This is a genomic window from Brevibacterium sp. 1718, assembly GCF_051131255.1.
GTDB lineage: Bacteria > Actinomycetota > Actinomycetes > Actinomycetales > Brevibacteriaceae > Brevibacterium > Brevibacterium sediminis.
The window spans coordinates 1,915,922-1,932,638 of the sequence record NZ_CP186550.1 but is presented as its reverse complement, the minus strand read 5'-3'; the positions used below and the strand labels follow the sequence as shown (position 1 = coordinate 1,932,638).

Below are 16,717 nucleotides of genomic sequence, written 5' to 3'. Positions count from 1 at the left end.
CCGTGCTGCCTCATCTTGTTGTCGACCTGCGAGGTCATACCCTCGACTCGGTGGAGGCACATCTCCTGCTCGGTGTGAGAACAGGTATCCGTCCGACCATTATGTCACAGAAGTGCCTCTGCGCTGAGGTTTCGATAGGGCCGGGGTTTGCCGCACGGGACATGGCCAGGCATTCTTGAGGAGTGAACACCACTCTGACTCATTCCGATGATCTCGAGTCCGCCGACACCACCTCGTCGTGGGTGCTCAGATCGGTGCCTTTCGGGATCTTCCTCATCATCGCCTCTGCCATCGGCTTCCTCGCCTCGTTCTCCCTGTCGGCGGAGAAGTACGAGAAACTGGCGAACCCGGACGTCGTGCTCTCGTGCGACCTCAACCCGTTCTTCTCGTGCGGCTCGGTCATGGAACATGCCGAAGCCGAGCTCCTGGGCTTTCCCAATCAGCTCATGGGCGTGGCAGCCTTCATCATCCCGTTGCTGCTCGGTGTGCTCATCCTGTCCGGCACCCGGCTGCCCAGCTGGGTGATGGTGGGACTGAATATCGGACTGGGCTGCGGCGTGGCGCTGGTGATGTTCCTGTTCTACGTCTCGATCTACAAGATCGGAGTCGGCTGCCCGTGGTGCATCATCGTGTGGACCGTGACGATTCCGATGTTCGTGGCCGTCACCGCCCGCAATCTGCTCACCGGCGCCTTCGGTCGGCGCGCCGCCGACAACGCCGTGCTGAGGGTCCTGGCGAAGGAGAACATCGCCCTGTCGGTGCTGTGGATGCTCATCATCTTCGCCTGCATCGTCGTGCAGTTCTGGGCATTCTTCTCCAATCTGCTCTGAACATGAATCACATGCAGTGAGGGTGCCTCACCAAACGGTGGGGCACCCTCACTTATTCGACCGGCTCGGCTCAGACGTCGGCCGCATTCGGTCTTCTGCCTGTCATCAGCCTTCGGCCGGGTACCAGATTCCGATCTCGCGTTCGGCCGATTCGGTGGAATCGGATCCGTGAACGAGGTTCTTCTGCACCTTCTCACCCCAGTCGCGACCGAGATCGCCGCGGATCGTGCCGGGGGCTGCTGCCGTCGGGTCGGTGGCGCCGGCCAGGGACCGGAAGCCGGGGATGACGCCCTGTCCGGAGGCGATGATCGAGACGATCGGCCCTTCGGACATGAAGTCGACCAGCGGCTGGTAGAAGGGCTTGCCTTCGTGCTCGGCGTAATGGGCTGCCAGTTCGGCGGCGGTGGCCGAGCGGAGATCCAAGGCGTCGATCGCATAGCCCTTGGCTTCGATTCGGGCCACGATCTGTCCGACGAGGCCGCGAGCGACTCCGTCGGGCTTGATGAGGATGAGCGTACGTTCCATTCCGGTCCTTCCAATGTCGTGTGGACGTCGGTCCACAGTCTACCCGGGCACCGGGGCGCTCCCGCCTCGGCGTTCTCACGGTTCAGCCGCGCGCGGCGACCTCACGATCGATGCGGGCCGACCAGTACACGGCCACGGCCCATAGGGCGATGAACAGCGCTGCGACGAAGAACATCGAGGTGAGCACGAAGCCGGAGGCCAGCAGCAGCCCCTGCACGACCCACCCGATGATCACACCGGGACGCTTCTCACCGATCCGCCGCGGCAGCAGGATCACGGCAATGATCGCCAAAACGGCGACGACCGAGGCGCCGATGAGCAGCTGTGCCAGGGTCAGGGTCTGCGCTGACTTCACCGACAGGCCGAAGGTCGTGAGCACGGCGAAGTAGACGACGACGAGCTCGCAGATGAGTATCGATCCGCAGAGCACGGGGTACTTCGATTTCATCCTTCCTCCCCTCGTCCGAGCAGCAGGCGCGCTTCGGCCACGGTGTAGATGGAGCCGGTGACGACGATCCCCGGACTCTTCGCATCGACGCTGTTGGCCATGTCGATGGCTTTCATCAGAGCGGCGTTGAGATCGGAGGCGACGATGACGGAATCCTCGTCGACCCATTCCCGCGCCGCATCGGCGAGGTCGCCTGCCGGCAGCGCACGGGAGTTGAGATTCTCGCTGACGACGAACACATCTGCGCTGCGATGAAGCTCTTCGATGACACCGTCGCTGTCCTTGTCCGCCAGCATCGCCAGCACGATGACGACATAGTCGAAGTCGAACGCCTCGTCGAGGGTCTCGGCCAGCACATGCGCAGCATCCGGGTTATGGGCGCCGTCGACGACGACGCTCGGTCCCGTGCGCAGGAGTTCCGCGCGGCCCGGTGACGTCACGCGGGCCAGCCCTTCGGCCACCGTCTCCTGATTGAGCGGCTTGTCTTCGGCTCCCAGGAAGGCCTCGGCTGCGACGATCGCGACCGCGGCATTGTGGGCCTGGTGAATTCCGTGCAGCGGCAGGAACAGGTCGGAGTAGACGTCTCTGCGGCCCTGGACCGTGATGAGCTGACCGTCGACGGCCCGCTGCCGTTCGAGGAGACGGAAGTCCCGCTCTTCGGCGGCCAGCGGAATCTCACGGCGGGCGGCTTCCTCGTCGAGGACCGCCTGGGCGGCCTCGTCCTGGACAGCAGACACGGCAACAGGTTCGGGAGCCGGGCTGTCCTCGACGCTGCGATCGAGGATCCCAGCCTTGGTCGCGGCGATCTCCTCGATGGTGTCGCCGAGGAACGCCTGATGATCGAGACCGATCTTCGTGAACACGCACACCTGGGCATCGGCGACGTTCGTCGAATCCCATTGTCCGCCCATGCCGACCTCGGTGACGACGACATCGACCGGAGCATCGGCGAACACGGCGAAGGCCAGCACGGTCAGCGCTTCGAAGTAGGTGAGCTTCGCGCGTCCTTCGGTCTCGAGCTGGGCATCGACGATCTCGAGGTACGGGGCGATCTCGTCATAGATGCGCACGAAGGTGTGAGCGGACACGGGGGCGCCGTCCACGGAGATCCGTTCGGTCACCGAATGCAGGTGCGGACTGGTGAACCGGCCGACCCGGAGCTCATGAGCGGAGATGAGCGAATCGATCATCCGTGCCGTCGAGGTCTTCCCATTCGTGCCCGTGATCGTGATCGTCGGGGCCGCAGTGTGGATATCGCCGAGGATCTCACACGCCCTCCGAGTCGCATCGAGGCGCAGCTCGACCTGCGTCTCCCCCGCCCGGGCCAGCAGCAGGGCATAGACGCGGGCGAGCTCGGCCCGAGTGGCCTCATCGACGACCGGTTCGGGCAGAGGTTCCGAATCCGCGTCTTGTTCTGCGGTCTGCGGATCTTCGACAGCGGCCAACAGCTCCTCGGCTGCTGCCACCGGATCCTCGGCTGGGGTGTTGTGCTCGCTCATGCCCGCTTCACCGCCAGACGGGTGCCGCCGGGGAGCTCTTCGGGGCTGAAGACCTCGGCATCGGCGTCGACCGAGCCGAAGTCCAGAGTGGTCGCCAGGGTCTCACCGGCGATGAGGTCGACGTGAGGCTCGAGCGCGGCGACCACCTCGGTGCCGGCTTCGATGGTGACGGCGATCCGGTCGGAGATGTCGAGATCGAGCTGCTTGCGGATGCCCTGGATGGCACGCACGGCATCACGTGCCATGCCTTCGGCCTCGAGCTCGGGTGTGACCCGCGTGTCGAGGGCGAGGAAGCCGGAGTCGAGTGCCGCGAGCTCCATGCCCTCGGTACCGGATTCGGCCACGGATTCGAGGGTGTACTCGCCGTCGACGAGTTCGATTCCGCCGCTGACGACGGTGCCGTCGGTGACGGACCAGTCGCCGGACTTCGAAGCCTTGATGACCTGCTGGACCTGTTTGCCCAGACGGGGTCCGGCGGCACGGGCGTTGACGACGAGATTCTGTGACAGGGAGAAGCCGGCGGCCTCCGCCTCGGCGACGTCGAGGACCTCGACGGTACGCACATTGAGCTCATCGGCGATGATCTCGGTGAAGTCGGAGCTCAGGTCCGTGTCGGTGGCGACGGTCAGCTGCGACAGCGGCAGGCGCACCCGCAGTTGGTTGGCCTTGCGCACCGAGGAGGCCGTTGAGCAGATATCGCGGGTGAGGTCCATCGCCGCGACGAGGTCTGCGTCGGCAGGGAATTCCTCGGCGTCCGGGTAGTCGGCCAGGTGCACCGACCGCTGCCCGGTCAGTCCGCGATAGATCTCTTCGACCGTGAACGGCAGCAGGGGTGCGGCCACACGGCAGAATGCCTCCAGGCAGGTATAGAACACGTCGAAGGACTCATGCGTGTCGGTGCCGCCGTCCCAGAACCGGCGACGCGAACGACGCACATACCAGTTCGTGAGCATGTCGAGGTAGTTGCGCACGAGTTCGCATGCCGCCCAGATGTCGAGTCCCTCCATCGCCTCGGCGAACTCGGTGATGAGGTCGTGCGTCTTGGCCAGGAGGTACCGGTCGAGGACCTGGGACGAGTCGTAGCGGGACTGTGCCTGGTAGCCTGTCTTCTCCCCCGCCGGACCGTCGGCCGCGTTGGAATAGGTGGCGAAGAACTGCCATGTGTTCCACAGTGGGAGCACGACCTGGCGGACACCGTCGCGGATGCCCTGTTCGGTGACGACGAGGTTGCCGCCGCGCAGGATGGACGAAGCCATGAGGAACCAGCGCATGGCATCCGAGCCGTCGCGGTTGAAGACCTCGTTGACGTCGGGGTAGTTGCGCAGGGACTTCGACATCTTCTGCCCGTCGGAACCGAGCACGATGCCGTGGGAGATGCAGTTCGTGAATGCGGGTCGGTCGAAGATCGCTGTGGCCAGGACGTGCAGCAGGTAGAACCAGCCGCGGGTCTGTCCCACATATTCGACGATGAAGTCGGCCGGGAAGTGGTTGTCGAACCATTCTGAGTTCTCGAACGGATAGTGCACCTGGGCGTAGCTCATCGAACCGGAGTCGAACCAGACGTCGAAGATCTCCGGGATGCGCTGCATCACCGACTTTCCGGTGGGGTCGTCCGGGTTCGGACGGGTGAGGTCATCGACCCACGGCCGGTGGAGGTCGACGTCTCCGGAGTCGTTGCGCGGCAGACGTCCGAAGTCGGCTTCGATCTCGGCCAGGGAACCGTAGACGTCCGTGCGCGGGTAGGCCGGGTCGGAGGAGATCCACACGGGGATCGGCGAGCCCCAGAAGCGGTTGCGCGAGATCGACCAGTCGCGGGCGTTTTCGAGCCATTTGCCGAACTGTCCGTGCTTGACGTTGTCGGGCACCCAGTTGATCTGCTCGTTGAGTTCGACCATGCGGTCCTTGAACTCGGTGACGCGGACGAACCAGGAGGACACCGCACGGTAGATCAGCGGGTTCCGGCAGCGCCAGCAGTGCGGGTAGGAGTGCTCGTAGGATTCGTGGCGGACCAGCAGAGCACCCCGCGATTCCATCGGACCCGTGTGGTTGCGCAGGTCTTTGATGATCGCCTTGTTGGCGTCGAAGACCTGCTGGCCGGCGTAGTCGGGCACGGTCGTATCGAAGCGACCGGCGTCGTCGACGGGACGGGCGGCGGTGATTCCGTAGGAGTCGGTGAGTTCCTTGTCCTCTTCACCGAAGGCGGGTGACTGGTGGACGATTCCGGTGCCGTCTTCGACAGTGACGAAGTCCGCGGCCAGGATCGTGTGCATGTTCTCGCCGAACTCCTCCTGACGGCCCTCGAAGTACGGGAACGGAGGTTCGTAGGAGGCGCCGACGAGTTCGCTGCCGGGGAAGGTGCGCACAACCTGCGGTTCGGCACCGAGTTCACGAGAGTAGGCTCCCAAGCGCGCCTCGGCAAGGATGAGAGTCTTGCCCTGAAGTTCTTCGGCACCGTCTTCACCGGGGATCACTGCGACGAGCGGGATCTCCGGGTTGACGGCCACGGCCTGGTTCGACGGAACCGTCCACGGTGTCGTCGTCCAGATGAGGACCCACTCGTCTGAGTCCTTGAGTCTGTATCCGAGGGTCACGGCCGGATCCTGACGCATCTTGTACACGTCGTCGTCCATGCGCAGCTCATGGTTCGACAGCGGTGTCTCGTCCTTCCAGCAGTACGGAAGCACGCGGTAGCCCTCGTAGACGAGGCCTTTGTCCCAGAGCTGCTTGAACGCCCAGATGACGCTTTCCATGTATTCGACGTTGAGAGTCTTGTAGTCGTTGTCGAAGTCGACCCACCGGCCCTGACGGGTCACATATTCTTCCCATTCCTGGGTGTAGCGCAGCACCGAGGAGCGGCAGGCGTCGTTGAATGCGGCCAGTCCCATGCGGCCGATCTCGGACTTGTCGGTGATGCCCAGCTGACGTTCGGCCTCGAGCTCGGCCGGCAGGCCGTGGGTGTCCCAGCCGAAGCGGCGGTCGACCTTCTTGCCGCGCATCGTCTGGAAGCGCGGGACGACGTCCTTGACGTAGCCGGTGAGCAGGTGACCGTAGTGGGGCAGGCCGTTGGCGAAGGGAGGTCCGTCGTAGAAGACGAATTCGTTCTCGCCGTTCTCGCCGGCATCGCGCTGGGCGATCGATGCCTTGAAGGTGTCGTCCTCCTGCCAGTAGCGCAGCACAGCGTCTTCGATGGCAGGGAAGTTCGGGGACGACGAGAGTCCGAAGGTCGAGGTCGAAACCTTGGGATAGAGAGGCTGAGTCATGAGCGTCCTTCTGGGTCACTGCGGTCACTGTCACGAGGACGACAGTCTGCCGCGGTACCACCTCGCTTATCCGCAGTCCGACCGGTTCAGGTCGGTCAGCGGATCGCTCATTCACTCAGACGATGACGGGTCCACCCGTCCGGGTCTACTGAGAACGCGGCGTTTCGAACGCTGGTTCCGTTCTTCCGGATGCTCCCCGGTGATAGCCGGATCGACGCAAGACAATCGTATACCGTCGACTCCGCCCGAGACCACTCGGCGGCGCGGGGATCTCCCTTGCCGAGGCGGCCCCGGGCTGGAGCCGTGGGTGCTCACAGCCCCCGGTTGCGTGCGACCTTATGCTGAGCGGCCTGGGCGATCGGTCGGATGACCATGAGATCGACGTTGAAGTGGTGGGGCCGGGTGAGGGTGTAGACGACGGCGTCGGCGACGTCGTCCGCGGTCAGCGGGTTCTCGACGCCTTCGTAGACCTTCGCGGCCTTCGTCTCATCACCGCCGACGCGTTTGAAGGTGAACTCGTCGGTGGCGACCATTCCTGGTGCGATCTCGATGACGCGCACGGGTTCGCCGGCGAGCTCGAGGCGCAGGGTCGCTGCCATCGAGTGGGTGCCGTGCTTCGCAGCGACGTAGCCACCGCCGCCTTCATAGGCCTGATGGCCGGCGGTTGAGGACATGACGACGATGTCTCCGCGGCCGGAATCGATGAGAGCCGGCAGCAGTGCTTTGACGACGCGCAGGACGCCGAGGACGTTGATGTCGAACATGTCCCGCCACCCGTCGACCGATGCTTCGGCGACGGTGTCGGTTCCGAATGCGGCGCCGGCATTGGCCACGAGGGAATGGACGGCTCCCCCGGCGACCACCTGTTCGGCCATGGACACCACGGCGGCGTCATCGGTGAGGTCGGCGACGATGTAGTCGGCTCCGGTCTCCTCGGCGAGGGCCTTGAGCTTGTCCTCACGGCGGGCCACGGCGACGACGTCCCAGCCCTGCTCGCGCAGCTGTCGGACCGTGGCCGCACCGATTCCGGAACTGGCTCCTGTGACTACTGCTCTGAGCTTTTCCATCTGTGTTCTCCTCTGTCGGGTCTGTCGGCGGGTTTGAGTCTGGATCCCGGAAGCGGGGTTTCCTGTTCGGATCTCAGTCTACGGAGTCGGCTCTCGGCCCCGTGCGATGTCTTCTGAGCCGAGATCGGTCTCGAAAGGGCCGCTCCCGGCCGGCTCGGGTGGCGTCGTTTCTTCCGGGGTCGTCGTGACGGTCGGGGATCCCTTCGCGCCCGGTCGGAGTTTCTTCACGTTTGGTCGGGTGTGCGGGTTACGGGGCCCGCCTTCGCCGAAGACGGCACGGAAGCCGGGGATCTTCACCGCCACCCAGGTAACTGCGGCGCAGATGATCGCATAGGCGATCGGCATGATCACGGCGTGGAGGAGGACGCCTGGCACGGTGTCCGGAAGGCCCATGGCATTTCGGACAGGGTAGAGCAGGAGCGGATGGAGGAGGAACACACCGAAGGAATACGGGTAGAACCGGTGCAGCAGTCCGAAGCCTTCGCGCAGATGGAAATGCAGGAGGAGGTAGGCGGCCATGGAGGCGAGGACGACTCCGGGGGCGAGGTATTCGTACGGGAACATCCACGGCTTCTCACCGGGACCCAGACCTGCCCAGACCGCGGTTCCGGCGACCGCGATGATGAGGCTGCCCCACGCCAGGACTGCACCCCTGACCGAGAGCATGATATCGCGCAGCACCCAGCCGAGGATGTAGAAACCGGCCATCGGCAGGAACCGGGTGGCGATATTGGCTTCGCCGACGTCGAAGACCATCGACACCCACTGGTCGGCCATGCCGATGCCGAGGAAGATCAGACCGGTCCCCCACTGCAGACGGCGGGAGCCGTGCACGCTCAGCAGGCGGAAGAACGGGGTGAGCAGGGTCAGACCGGCAAGGACGTAGAGGAAGTAGAGCTGGACGAAGGGCGATCCGGTGAGGATCGCAATGCCCGGATTCCAGGTGTCGTCGTCGGGCTGCAGGTAGTAGCGGCGGAACAGAACGTACACGACTGTCCAGAACACGAGGGGGATGCCGATTCGCCAGACACGTTTGGACAGGAACCTGCGCGGTTTGCTGCCCCGGTCGGGGTCGAGGGCCAAGGCCCCGGAGATCATGATGAATACGGGCACCGACCACCGGCAGGCGGAGTCGATGGTGTTGGCCAGCCACCAGCCGGGCCCCATACTTGCGAAGTTCTCTTCGACGACGGTGCCCAGGGAATGGATGGCCACGACGGCGATGATCGCGATCGAACGTGCCGGATTCATCCACGCGGTCGACGTGGGCGGCGGATTCTCTGTCGGAATTCGGTCCAAGGGCGCCATGTGTCCATGATGTCATTGCCCGCGGCGCAGGCGACTCACTGCGCCTTCAGGGTGTGAGCCGTCCCACGCCGTCGAGCTGGGGCGGCCGAGGCTGGAGTGCTGCGCTCGAGCTCCGGTGGGGCTTCGCGCGGCCACGGGCGCGAACCGGTTTGGCCGATCGCGAACCGGGTGAGAAAATCAGCAACTATGAACACACCTGCCTTTTCGGACTCGACGCACGAGTCAGTGAACCTTCCTGACAAGCCGGCCCTCGAGGGGCTGCGGGACAAATGGGACGCCGCGTGGAGCGAGCAGAACGTCTACGCGTTCGACGTCGACACCGATCGCGAGCAGGTCTACTCGATCGACACTCCCCCGCCGACCGCCTCGGGGTCGCTGCATGTCGGACACGTGTTCTCCTACACCCAGACCGACATCATCGCCCGCTATCAGCGGATGACCGGCAAGAACGTGTTCTATCCCCTCGGCTGGGACGACAACGGCCTGCCGACCGAACGTCGCGTGCAGAACTACTACGGAGTCACCTGCGATCCCGGCCAGCCCTACGACCCGGACTTCCAGCCGCCGGAGAAGGCGCCGAAGAATTCGCGCGACTTCGTCAAGGTCTCTCGCCAGAACTTCATCGAACTGTGCGAGAAGCTCTCCGCCGAGGACGAGAAGGTGTTCGAAGACCTCTTCCGCTCCACCGGACTGTCCGTGGATTGGAAGTACACATACCGCACGATCGATGACGATTCGCGTGCGGTGAGCCAGCGGGCCTTCCTCACCGACCTGAAGAACGGGCATGCCTATTCGCAGGACGCACCAACCATGTGGGACGTCACCTTCGGCACTGCTGTGGCTCAGGCCGAACTCGAGGATCGTGAGCGCGAAGGCGCGTACCATAAGGTGAAGTTCTTCCCCGAGGGCGCTGATGGCCTGGCCGACACCTCGGCGGAACCGATCATCATCCTCACCTCGCGTCCGGAGCTGATTCCTTCGGTCGTGGCGCTCGTCGCCCATCCCGATGACGAACGCTACGCCTCCCTGTTCGGCACGAACGTCGTTTCGCCGCTCTTCGGTGTCAGCGTCGAGATCCGCGCCCATGAGCTTGCGAAGTCCGATAAGGGCACCGGCATCGCCATGGTCTGCACCTTCGGCGACCTCACCGACGTCACGTGGTGGCGTGAACTCGATCTGCCGACCCGCGCGGTGATCAACCGAGGCGGCCGCCTCAACCTCGAGGTGCCCGAGTGGATCGCGAACTCACCGAAGTCCGATGCTGTGGCCAACTATGAGGCGCTGGCAGGAAAGACGACGTTCTCTGCGCGCAAGGACATTGCGCAGATGCTCATCGACTCCGGTGACCTCATCGGTGAGATCGAGCCGATCACGCATCCGGTCCCGTTCTACGAAAAGGGCGACAAACCGCTCGAGGTCGTCACCAGCCGTCAGTGGTACATCCGCAACGGCGGGCGGTCGGCCGAACTGCGGGATGCGCTCATCGCCCGCGGTCGCGAGATCGAGTGGCATCCGGCGTACATGCGCTCCCGCTACGAGAACTGGGTGGAGAACCTCAACGGCGACTGGCTGGTCTCCCGGCAGCGGTTCTTCGGTGTCCCGATTCCGCTGTGGTACCGCCTCGACGCTGATGGCCAGCCCGATTACGATGATCCGATCGTTCCCGAGTCGCTTCCGTGCGACCCCATCGCCGAGGCTCCTGCCGGCTTCACCGACGACCAGCGTGATGTGCCCGGCGGGTTCACCGCAGACCCGGATGTCCTCGACACCTGGGCGACGTCGTCGCTGACGCCGCAGCTGCTCGGCGGCTGGTCGCGTGACGAGGAGTTCTTCGACAAGGTCTTCCCCTTCGACCTGCGTCCGCAGGGACACGACATCATCCGCACTTGGCTGTTCTCCACCGTGGTCCGGGCGAACTCGCTCAACGATGCGGCACCGTGGAAGCACGCCGGCCTGTCGGGGTGGATCCTCGATCCGGACCGGAAGAAGATGTCGAAGTCCAAGGGCAATGTCGTGGTTCCGTCGGACATCCTCGGCGAGGCGAAGCCGGGATTCGGTCCTGACGCGGTCCGCTACTGGGCGGCCAGCGCGAAACTCGGTGCGGACACCGCTTACGACGTCACGCAGATGCAGATCGGCCGCCGGCTGGCGATGAAGCTGCTCAACGCCTCGAAGTTCGCTCTGGCACAGGGTGTGCATGCCGGTCTCATCGGTCAGCTCGGTGCCGTCACCCACGATCTCGATCGGGCCCTGCTGGCGAAGCTTGCCGAGGTCGTCGAGCAGGCCGGGAAGCATATGGCCGCTTACGACTATGCTCATGCACTGCGTGTGACCGAGAGCTTCTTCTGGGAGTTCACCGATGACTATGTCGAGCTCGTCAAGGACCGTTCCTACGGCTCATCGGGATCTGACGATCAGCTGTCGGCTCACGTCACCTTGGCTGCTGCTCTGGATGTCCTGCTGCGTCTGTTCGCTCCGTTCACTCCGTTCGTCACCGAAGAGGTCTGGTCCTGGTGGCGCACCGGTTCGGTCCACCGTGCGCCGTGGCCGGCAGATGAGGTGCTGAGCCACCCGGAATCGTCCGTCGATCCCGAGCTGCTGGCCTCGGTGGCAGCCGCACTGACCGAGATCCGCCGCACGAAGACCGAGGCCAAGGTGTCGCAGAAGACCGAGGTCGCTTCCGTGACCATTCAGGCGCCGGCCACCGTCGTCTCCGCGATCACGGCGGCAGAAGGCGACCTCACGGCGGCGGGCCGTATCAAGTCCCTGAGCACCGAGGAAGCCGGAGATGAGATCACCATTGCCTCGATCGACTTCGTCGACCAGGACTGAGCCGAACACCAGCCGGCCCTGACTGCCAGAAGAAGCAGCCTCCGGCCCCACCGGCTGAACTGAGACCCGAACTGGTCCCGCAGAGCCCCGCGACATTCGTTCCTCCGCAGCGTCGGAGCAGTGGATGCCGTGGGGCTCTGTTCATGTTCCGGAACGGATACACGAAATGACCGGGGTCTGCGTTCTCTCCGCCGTACTATGGTTATCGACCACTGAAGAAACACCGAAGTCCTCCCTGAACGAAAGGTCCCCAGAACCGTGAGAAGCGAACTCTTTTCCAAGCGCAACGCCGAGGTACAGAATCAAGAGCGGTGGACGCTACAGTCGAACAAGATGCTGCGTTCGGTGGTCACGCCGAACGCGCCGATGATCGCCACCAAGGGCGCGATGGTCGCCTATCAGGGCGATGTCCGCTTCACCCACCAGGGGTCGAAGTCGGTCGGCCAGTTCATGAAGAAGGCAGCCACCGGCGAGGGCGGAAACGTCATGCGCGTCGAGGGACACGGAGAGGTGTTCTTCGCCAGGGAGGCCTCGAACATCTTCATGATGGCGCTCGAAGGTCCGCAGGACGCACTGACCGTCAACACCGCGAATCTGCTCGCCTTCGACGACGCGCTCAGCTGGGAGATCAAACGCATCAAGGGCGGTGTCGGTGCGATGGTCAGCGGTTCGGGACTATTCAACCTCGAACTTGCCGGCCAGGGCACTGCCGCCATCTGCTGCAAGGGTGAGCCCATGGTCCTCGACTGCTCGCAGCAGCCGACCTTCGTCGATCCGCAGGCCGCCGTCTGCTGGTCGTCGGCGCTGGCCCCGCAGATCAAGACCGACGTCAGCGTCGGCACATTCTTCGGTCGCGGCTCCGGTGAGTCCGTGCAGCTGGCATTCCACGGCCCCGGCTTCGTCGTCGTCCAGCCCGCAGAGAACGCCGTCTACTCGGCCACCACCAGCTGACGCACCTGGCGGCCGTCCGCAGCATCACCACGCTGACGCACCCCCGACCTGCTGCTTCGGCAGCGAGTCGGGGGTGTCGTCGTCTCCCCCGCGCATCTCCCCATGTTCTCGCATCGGGCGCCCCTCACCCGTCGTGACTCAACGCCTTGGTGCACAACGGTGTTTCGACAGGACGGGTGAGGGATGCGCCAGCACCGGGGCGTTAAGACACCAACGCGGTAGAGCGAGAGCAGCACTGAGAGATGCGAAAGTACTTGAGCGTCATGGCTCTTGCAATCCGGTGTGAGTGGTACGCGGCAAGCTGCGCGACAATACCCGAAAGCGCAGAAGAGTCGGGCTATCCTGGCATGTCGGAGAAACCGAGTCCGCTTGGCCCATTCGGGACTCGACGTCGACTCTCCGCTGGGGCGTCAGGCATTCAAGGGCATGGGATCGGGGTGGCCGGGAATACTGGCCGGAATGGAGCAGGCCCTCCGGGACGACGACTCGCGCTGATTCGGGGACGACTCGTAGCAGGAGCACGGTCGAACGTCAGGTCTGCTCGATTGATCAGGCAGTGGGGACAGTGTGCTCGTGCCCGCCGCGTTCGACCCGGTATTTCCGGAAGGTCGGAAAGGCCACCGCACAGGCGAGCACGAGAACGATGACGGCGATGCCGCCACCCGCCGAGGCGACCGTGGTGTCTGTGACTGCAGCAACGGAGCCGTGGAGGACGTCCGCGATACGAGGTCCGCCGGCGACGACGACGATGAACACTCCCTGCATCCGACCGCGCATCGCATCGGTTGCGGCTTCCTGGAGCATCGTCTGCCGAAAAGCGCCGGAGACGATATCGGCTCCTCCGCCGACCGCCATCGCAGCCAATGCGACGACGAGTGCGGTCAGCCAGAACCCAGCCGCCAGCTCAAGGGACAGTCCGAACACCGTCATTGCCGCACCCCAGACGACGATGGCGACGATGACGGCCAGTCCCTGGCGCTCCACGCGTGAGACCCACCCGGAGAAGATCCCGGCCAATGCACTTCCGCCGGCCAGCGCAGCGAAGAGCAGCGAGAAGACGATGCCGCCCTCGGGCGGACCGTCGAAGGTCTCCGCGGCGATCTGCGGGAACAGGGCCCGCGGCATTCCGAAGACCATCGCAATGATGTCCACCAGCAGAGAGACCATGACGACGGTGTTCGTCCGCAGATACCGGAACCCGTCGACGATGCCTTTGAATCCCGACCGAGTATCGGGCTGTTTCTGCGGCGGCAGCGACGGCAGTCGGATCACTGCGTAGAGCGTAGCGAACAGGAACACGGCGTCGATGACGTAGAGCAGCTGGTACCCGAACAGAGGGATCAGCGCTCCGCCGACGACAGGGCCGACGACGGCGCCCAATGTCATCACAGTCATGTTCAGAGAGTTCGCCGCGGGCAGCAGGCCGAGCGGGATGATCGACGGCAGCAGAGCTCCCCGAGCCGGCTGGTTGAGTGCGAAGAATGCCTGCTGCATCGAAAATACAGACAGCAGCAACCAGACATTGTCGATGCTGAGCACCGCGATGAGGGCAAGTATCGCGCTCGTGACGATCAGACCGACCGTCGAGATCACGAGCAGTCTGCGTCGATCGATGACATCGGCCAACGACCCGCCCCACAGTCCGAAGACGATGAGAGGAATCAGCCCGAACGCACCGGCGAGCCCGACATACCCGGACGACCCGGTGATATGGAAGATCTGTGCGGGGATCGCCACAACAGTCATCTGCGCACCGATGACGGTGACGATATTGGCAACCCACAGTCGTCGGAACGACGCGTAGCGCAGTGGGCGTGTGTCGGCCAGGAGTCTCATGCGAAAAGAGACTCAGGCAGACTTCTTATTCGTCCTGTTCCGTGACTTCGGCACGAGGGTCGGGGCGACATTGGATTCGACGACGTCCTTAGTCACGACCACCTCGGCGATGTCTTCGCGTGAAGGCACATCGAACATGACCGGCTGCAGGACCTCTTCCATGATCGAGCGCAGGCCTCGAGCGCCCGTGCCGCGCAGCAGAGCGAGATCGGCGATGGCCTCAAGTGCCTCGGTCTCGAATGTCAGGGAGACATTGTCGAACTCGAACATCCGCTCGTACTGCTTGACCAAGGCGTTCTTCGGTTCTGTGAGGATCGACATCAGCGCGGCCCGGTCGAGGTTGGACACGGTGGCCAGCACCGGCAGGCGGCCGATGAACTCCGGGATGAGGCCGAACTTGAGCAGATCTTCGGGAAGGATGTCTGCGTACAGGTCCTCTTCGTCGTTCTTCGATTGCAGCAGGGCGCCGAAGCCGATGCCGTGCTTGCCCTTGCGGCCGGCGACGATCTCCTCCATCCCGGCGAATGCGCCGGCGACGATGAAGAGCACATTGGTCGTGTCGATCTGCAGGAAGTCCTGGTGCGGGTGTTTGCGCCCGCCCTGCGGCGGCACCGACGCCTGAGTGCCTTCGAGGATCTTCAGCAGTGCCTGCTGCACGCCCTCACCGGACACGTCACGGGTGATCGACGGGTTCTCCGACTTGCGAGCGATCTTATCGATCTCGTCGATATAGATGATTCCGTGCTCGGCACGCTGGATATCGAAGTCTGCGGCCTGAATGAGTTTGAGCAGGATGTTCTCGACGTCTTCGCCGACGTAGCCGGCTTCGGTCAGCGCGGTGGCATCGGCGACCGCGAATGGGACATTGAGACGTTTGGCCAGCGACTGGGCGAGGTAGGTCTTTCCCGAGCCGGTGGGACCGACGAGCAGGATGTTCGACTTCGCGATCTCAACTTCGGAGTCGTTGGAGCCGAGGGTCTTCTCGTCACCGGACTGCAGCGATCGGATGCGCTTGTAGTGGTTGTAGACGGCTACCGACAGTGCCTTCTTCGCCGGTTCCTGACCGACGACGTACTCCTGGAGGAAGTCGAAGATCTCACGAGGTTTGGGCAGCTCGAGTTCGGCCTGCTCCGGACTGGATTCGCTGAGCTCCTCTTCGATGATCTCATTGCACAATCCGATGCATTCATCGCAGATGTAAACACCAGGTCCGGCGATGAGTTTCCGAACCTGCTTCTGAGACTTCCCACAGAAGTTGCATTTGAGCAGGTCTGCTCCGTCCGCACTGCGAGCCACTGTCACAACCTTTCGCCAGGACGCTTGGCCCCAACTCTACCGCTCGTGTTTCCTGTACCTCAATAGCTTCCCATACGTGGCTGACACGAGCCCCCAGCCACGACTCGGTGTGTCGGCGGAAGGAACCGAGAACGGGTCCGTCCGATCACAATCGCACGAACCCGTTCTCAGTGTTTCCCTGTCCTCCGACAGGTGATCAGCTCGCGTTCTTGCGCGAAGAGAGCACCTGGTCGACGAGACCGTAGTCCTTGGCCTGCTCGGCCGTGAGGAAGAGGTCGCGTTCGATGTCGTTCGAGACCTGTGCGGCCTCCTTGTTCGAGTGCTTGGCCAGAGTTCCCTCGAGCCATTCGCGCATCCGCAGCACTTCAGCGGCCTGGATCTCGAGGTCAGAGGCCTGACCCTGTCCCTGCCCCTGCATCGCGGGCTGGTGGATGAGCACTCGCGCGTTCGGCAGGGCCAGACGCTTGCCGGGAGTGCCGGCGGCCAGCAGCACGGCGGCTGCGGAGGCGGCCTGACCGAGGCAGACGGTCTGAATCTCCGGCTTGATGTACTGCATCGTGTCGTAGATGGCCGTCATCGCCGTGAACGACCCACCCGGCGAGTTGATGTACAGAGTGATGTCACGGTCAGGATCCTGCGATTCCAGGACGAGCAGCTGAGCCATGACATCGTCGGCGGAGGTGTCATCGACCTGTGCGCCGAGGAATACGACGCGGTCGTCGAAGAGCTTGGTGTAGGGATCCTGGCGCTTGAAGCCATAGGGTGTGCGCTCTTCGAACTGCGGCATGACATAACGCGACTGCGGCATGTTCGACGCCGTCGAACCCGGCATAAAGTTCATTGAATTCATTCTTCCCTCACTCCT

Annotated in this window: 13 protein-coding genes; 4 read left to right on the top strand and 9 right to left on the bottom strand. The window is 63.9% G+C overall.

All coding sequences use genetic code 11. The features are described 5' to 3' along the window. Positions 1–182 precede the first annotated feature (182 nt). Positions 183–830, top strand: a complete 648-nt coding sequence (locus ACOZ9V_RS08630; protein ID WP_434595103.1) for a vitamin K epoxide reductase family protein — start codon at positions 183–185, stop codon at positions 828–830. 105 nt (positions 831–935) lie between these two features. Here ACOZ9V_RS08630 and ndk read toward each other — a convergent pair whose 3' ends face one another. The 6 genes from ndk to ACOZ9V_RS08600 all read right to left on the bottom strand — a co-directional run bounded on the left by ndk (position 936) and on the right by ACOZ9V_RS08600 (position 8,937). Continuing rightward, positions 936–1,355 carry a nucleoside-diphosphate kinase gene (gene ndk / locus ACOZ9V_RS08625; RefSeq protein ID WP_039210750.1) on the bottom strand — a complete coding sequence of 140 codons (420 nt, stop codon included), beginning with the start codon at positions 1,353–1,355 and terminating at the stop codon, positions 936–938. A gap of 82 nt (positions 1,356–1,437) precedes the next feature. Further along, positions 1,438–1,803 (bottom strand): DUF4233 domain-containing protein, encoded by a 366-nt coding sequence (locus tag ACOZ9V_RS08620; protein ID WP_181270464.1) that lies wholly within the window; start codon positions 1,801–1,803, stop codon positions 1,438–1,440. Beyond that, positions 1,800–3,302 carry a bifunctional folylpolyglutamate synthase/dihydrofolate synthase gene (locus tag ACOZ9V_RS08615; protein WP_181270463.1) on the bottom strand — a complete coding sequence of 501 codons (1,503 nt, stop codon included), beginning with the start codon at positions 3,300–3,302 and terminating at the stop codon, positions 1,800–1,802. The genes ACOZ9V_RS08620 and ACOZ9V_RS08615 overlap by 4 nt, the downstream gene beginning before the upstream one ends. Continuing rightward, entirely contained in the window at positions 3,299–6,562 is a 3,264-nt protein-coding gene (gene ileS / locus ACOZ9V_RS08610) for an isoleucine--tRNA ligase (RefSeq protein ID WP_181270462.1), read from the bottom strand. The genes ACOZ9V_RS08615 and ileS overlap by 4 nt, the downstream gene beginning before the upstream one ends. 311 nt (positions 6,563–6,873) lie before the next feature. After that, the gene (locus ACOZ9V_RS08605; protein WP_181270461.1) at positions 6,874–7,629 is read right to left on the bottom strand and encodes an SDR family oxidoreductase; all 756 of its coding nucleotides are present in this window, start codon (positions 7,627–7,629) and stop codon (positions 6,874–6,876) included. Between the two features lie 78 nt (positions 7,630–7,707). Next, positions 7,708–8,937: an acyltransferase gene (locus ACOZ9V_RS08600; RefSeq protein WP_434595100.1), complete on the bottom strand. Its 1,230-nt coding sequence runs from the start codon at positions 8,935–8,937 to the stop codon at positions 7,708–7,710. 186 nt (positions 8,938–9,123) lie between these two features. Between ACOZ9V_RS08600 and valS the strand changes: the two genes are divergently transcribed. The 3 genes from valS to ACOZ9V_RS08585 all read left to right on the top strand — a co-directional run bounded on the left by valS (position 9,124) and on the right by ACOZ9V_RS08585 (position 13,215). Beyond that, positions 9,124–11,769 (top strand): valine--tRNA ligase, encoded by a 2,646-nt coding sequence (valS, locus tag ACOZ9V_RS08595; RefSeq protein ID WP_434595098.1) that lies wholly within the window; start codon positions 9,124–9,126, stop codon positions 11,767–11,769. A gap of 258 nt (positions 11,770–12,027) precedes the next feature. Further along, positions 12,028–12,720: an AIM24 family protein gene (locus tag ACOZ9V_RS08590; protein ID WP_139467014.1), complete on the top strand. Its 693-nt coding sequence runs from the start codon at positions 12,028–12,030 to the stop codon at positions 12,718–12,720. Between the two features lie 369 nt (positions 12,721–13,089). Beyond that, positions 13,090–13,215 (top strand): hypothetical protein, encoded by a 126-nt coding sequence (locus tag ACOZ9V_RS08585; protein WP_434595096.1) that lies wholly within the window; start codon positions 13,090–13,092, stop codon positions 13,213–13,215. 54 nt (positions 13,216–13,269) lie between these two features. On the opposite strand, the gene ACOZ9V_RS08580 is transcribed toward ACOZ9V_RS08585, so the two are convergent. The 3 genes from ACOZ9V_RS08580 to ACOZ9V_RS08570 all read right to left on the bottom strand — a co-directional run bounded on the left by ACOZ9V_RS08580 (position 13,270) and on the right by ACOZ9V_RS08570 (position 16,693). Further along, on the bottom strand, positions 13,270–14,556 hold the full coding sequence (locus ACOZ9V_RS08580; protein ID WP_376905254.1) for an MFS transporter: 1,287 nt from the start codon (positions 14,554–14,556) through the stop codon (positions 13,270–13,272). 12 nt (positions 14,557–14,568) lie between these two features. Next, entirely contained in the window at positions 14,569–15,852 is a 1,284-nt protein-coding gene (clpX, locus tag ACOZ9V_RS08575; protein WP_181270457.1) for an ATP-dependent Clp protease ATP-binding subunit ClpX, read from the bottom strand. A 196-nt stretch (positions 15,853–16,048) separates the two neighbouring features. Next, positions 16,049–16,693 carry an ATP-dependent Clp protease proteolytic subunit gene (locus ACOZ9V_RS08570; protein WP_139467010.1) on the bottom strand — a complete coding sequence of 215 codons (645 nt, stop codon included), beginning with the start codon at positions 16,691–16,693 and terminating at the stop codon, positions 16,049–16,051. Positions 16,694–16,717: the final 24 nt, after the last annotated feature.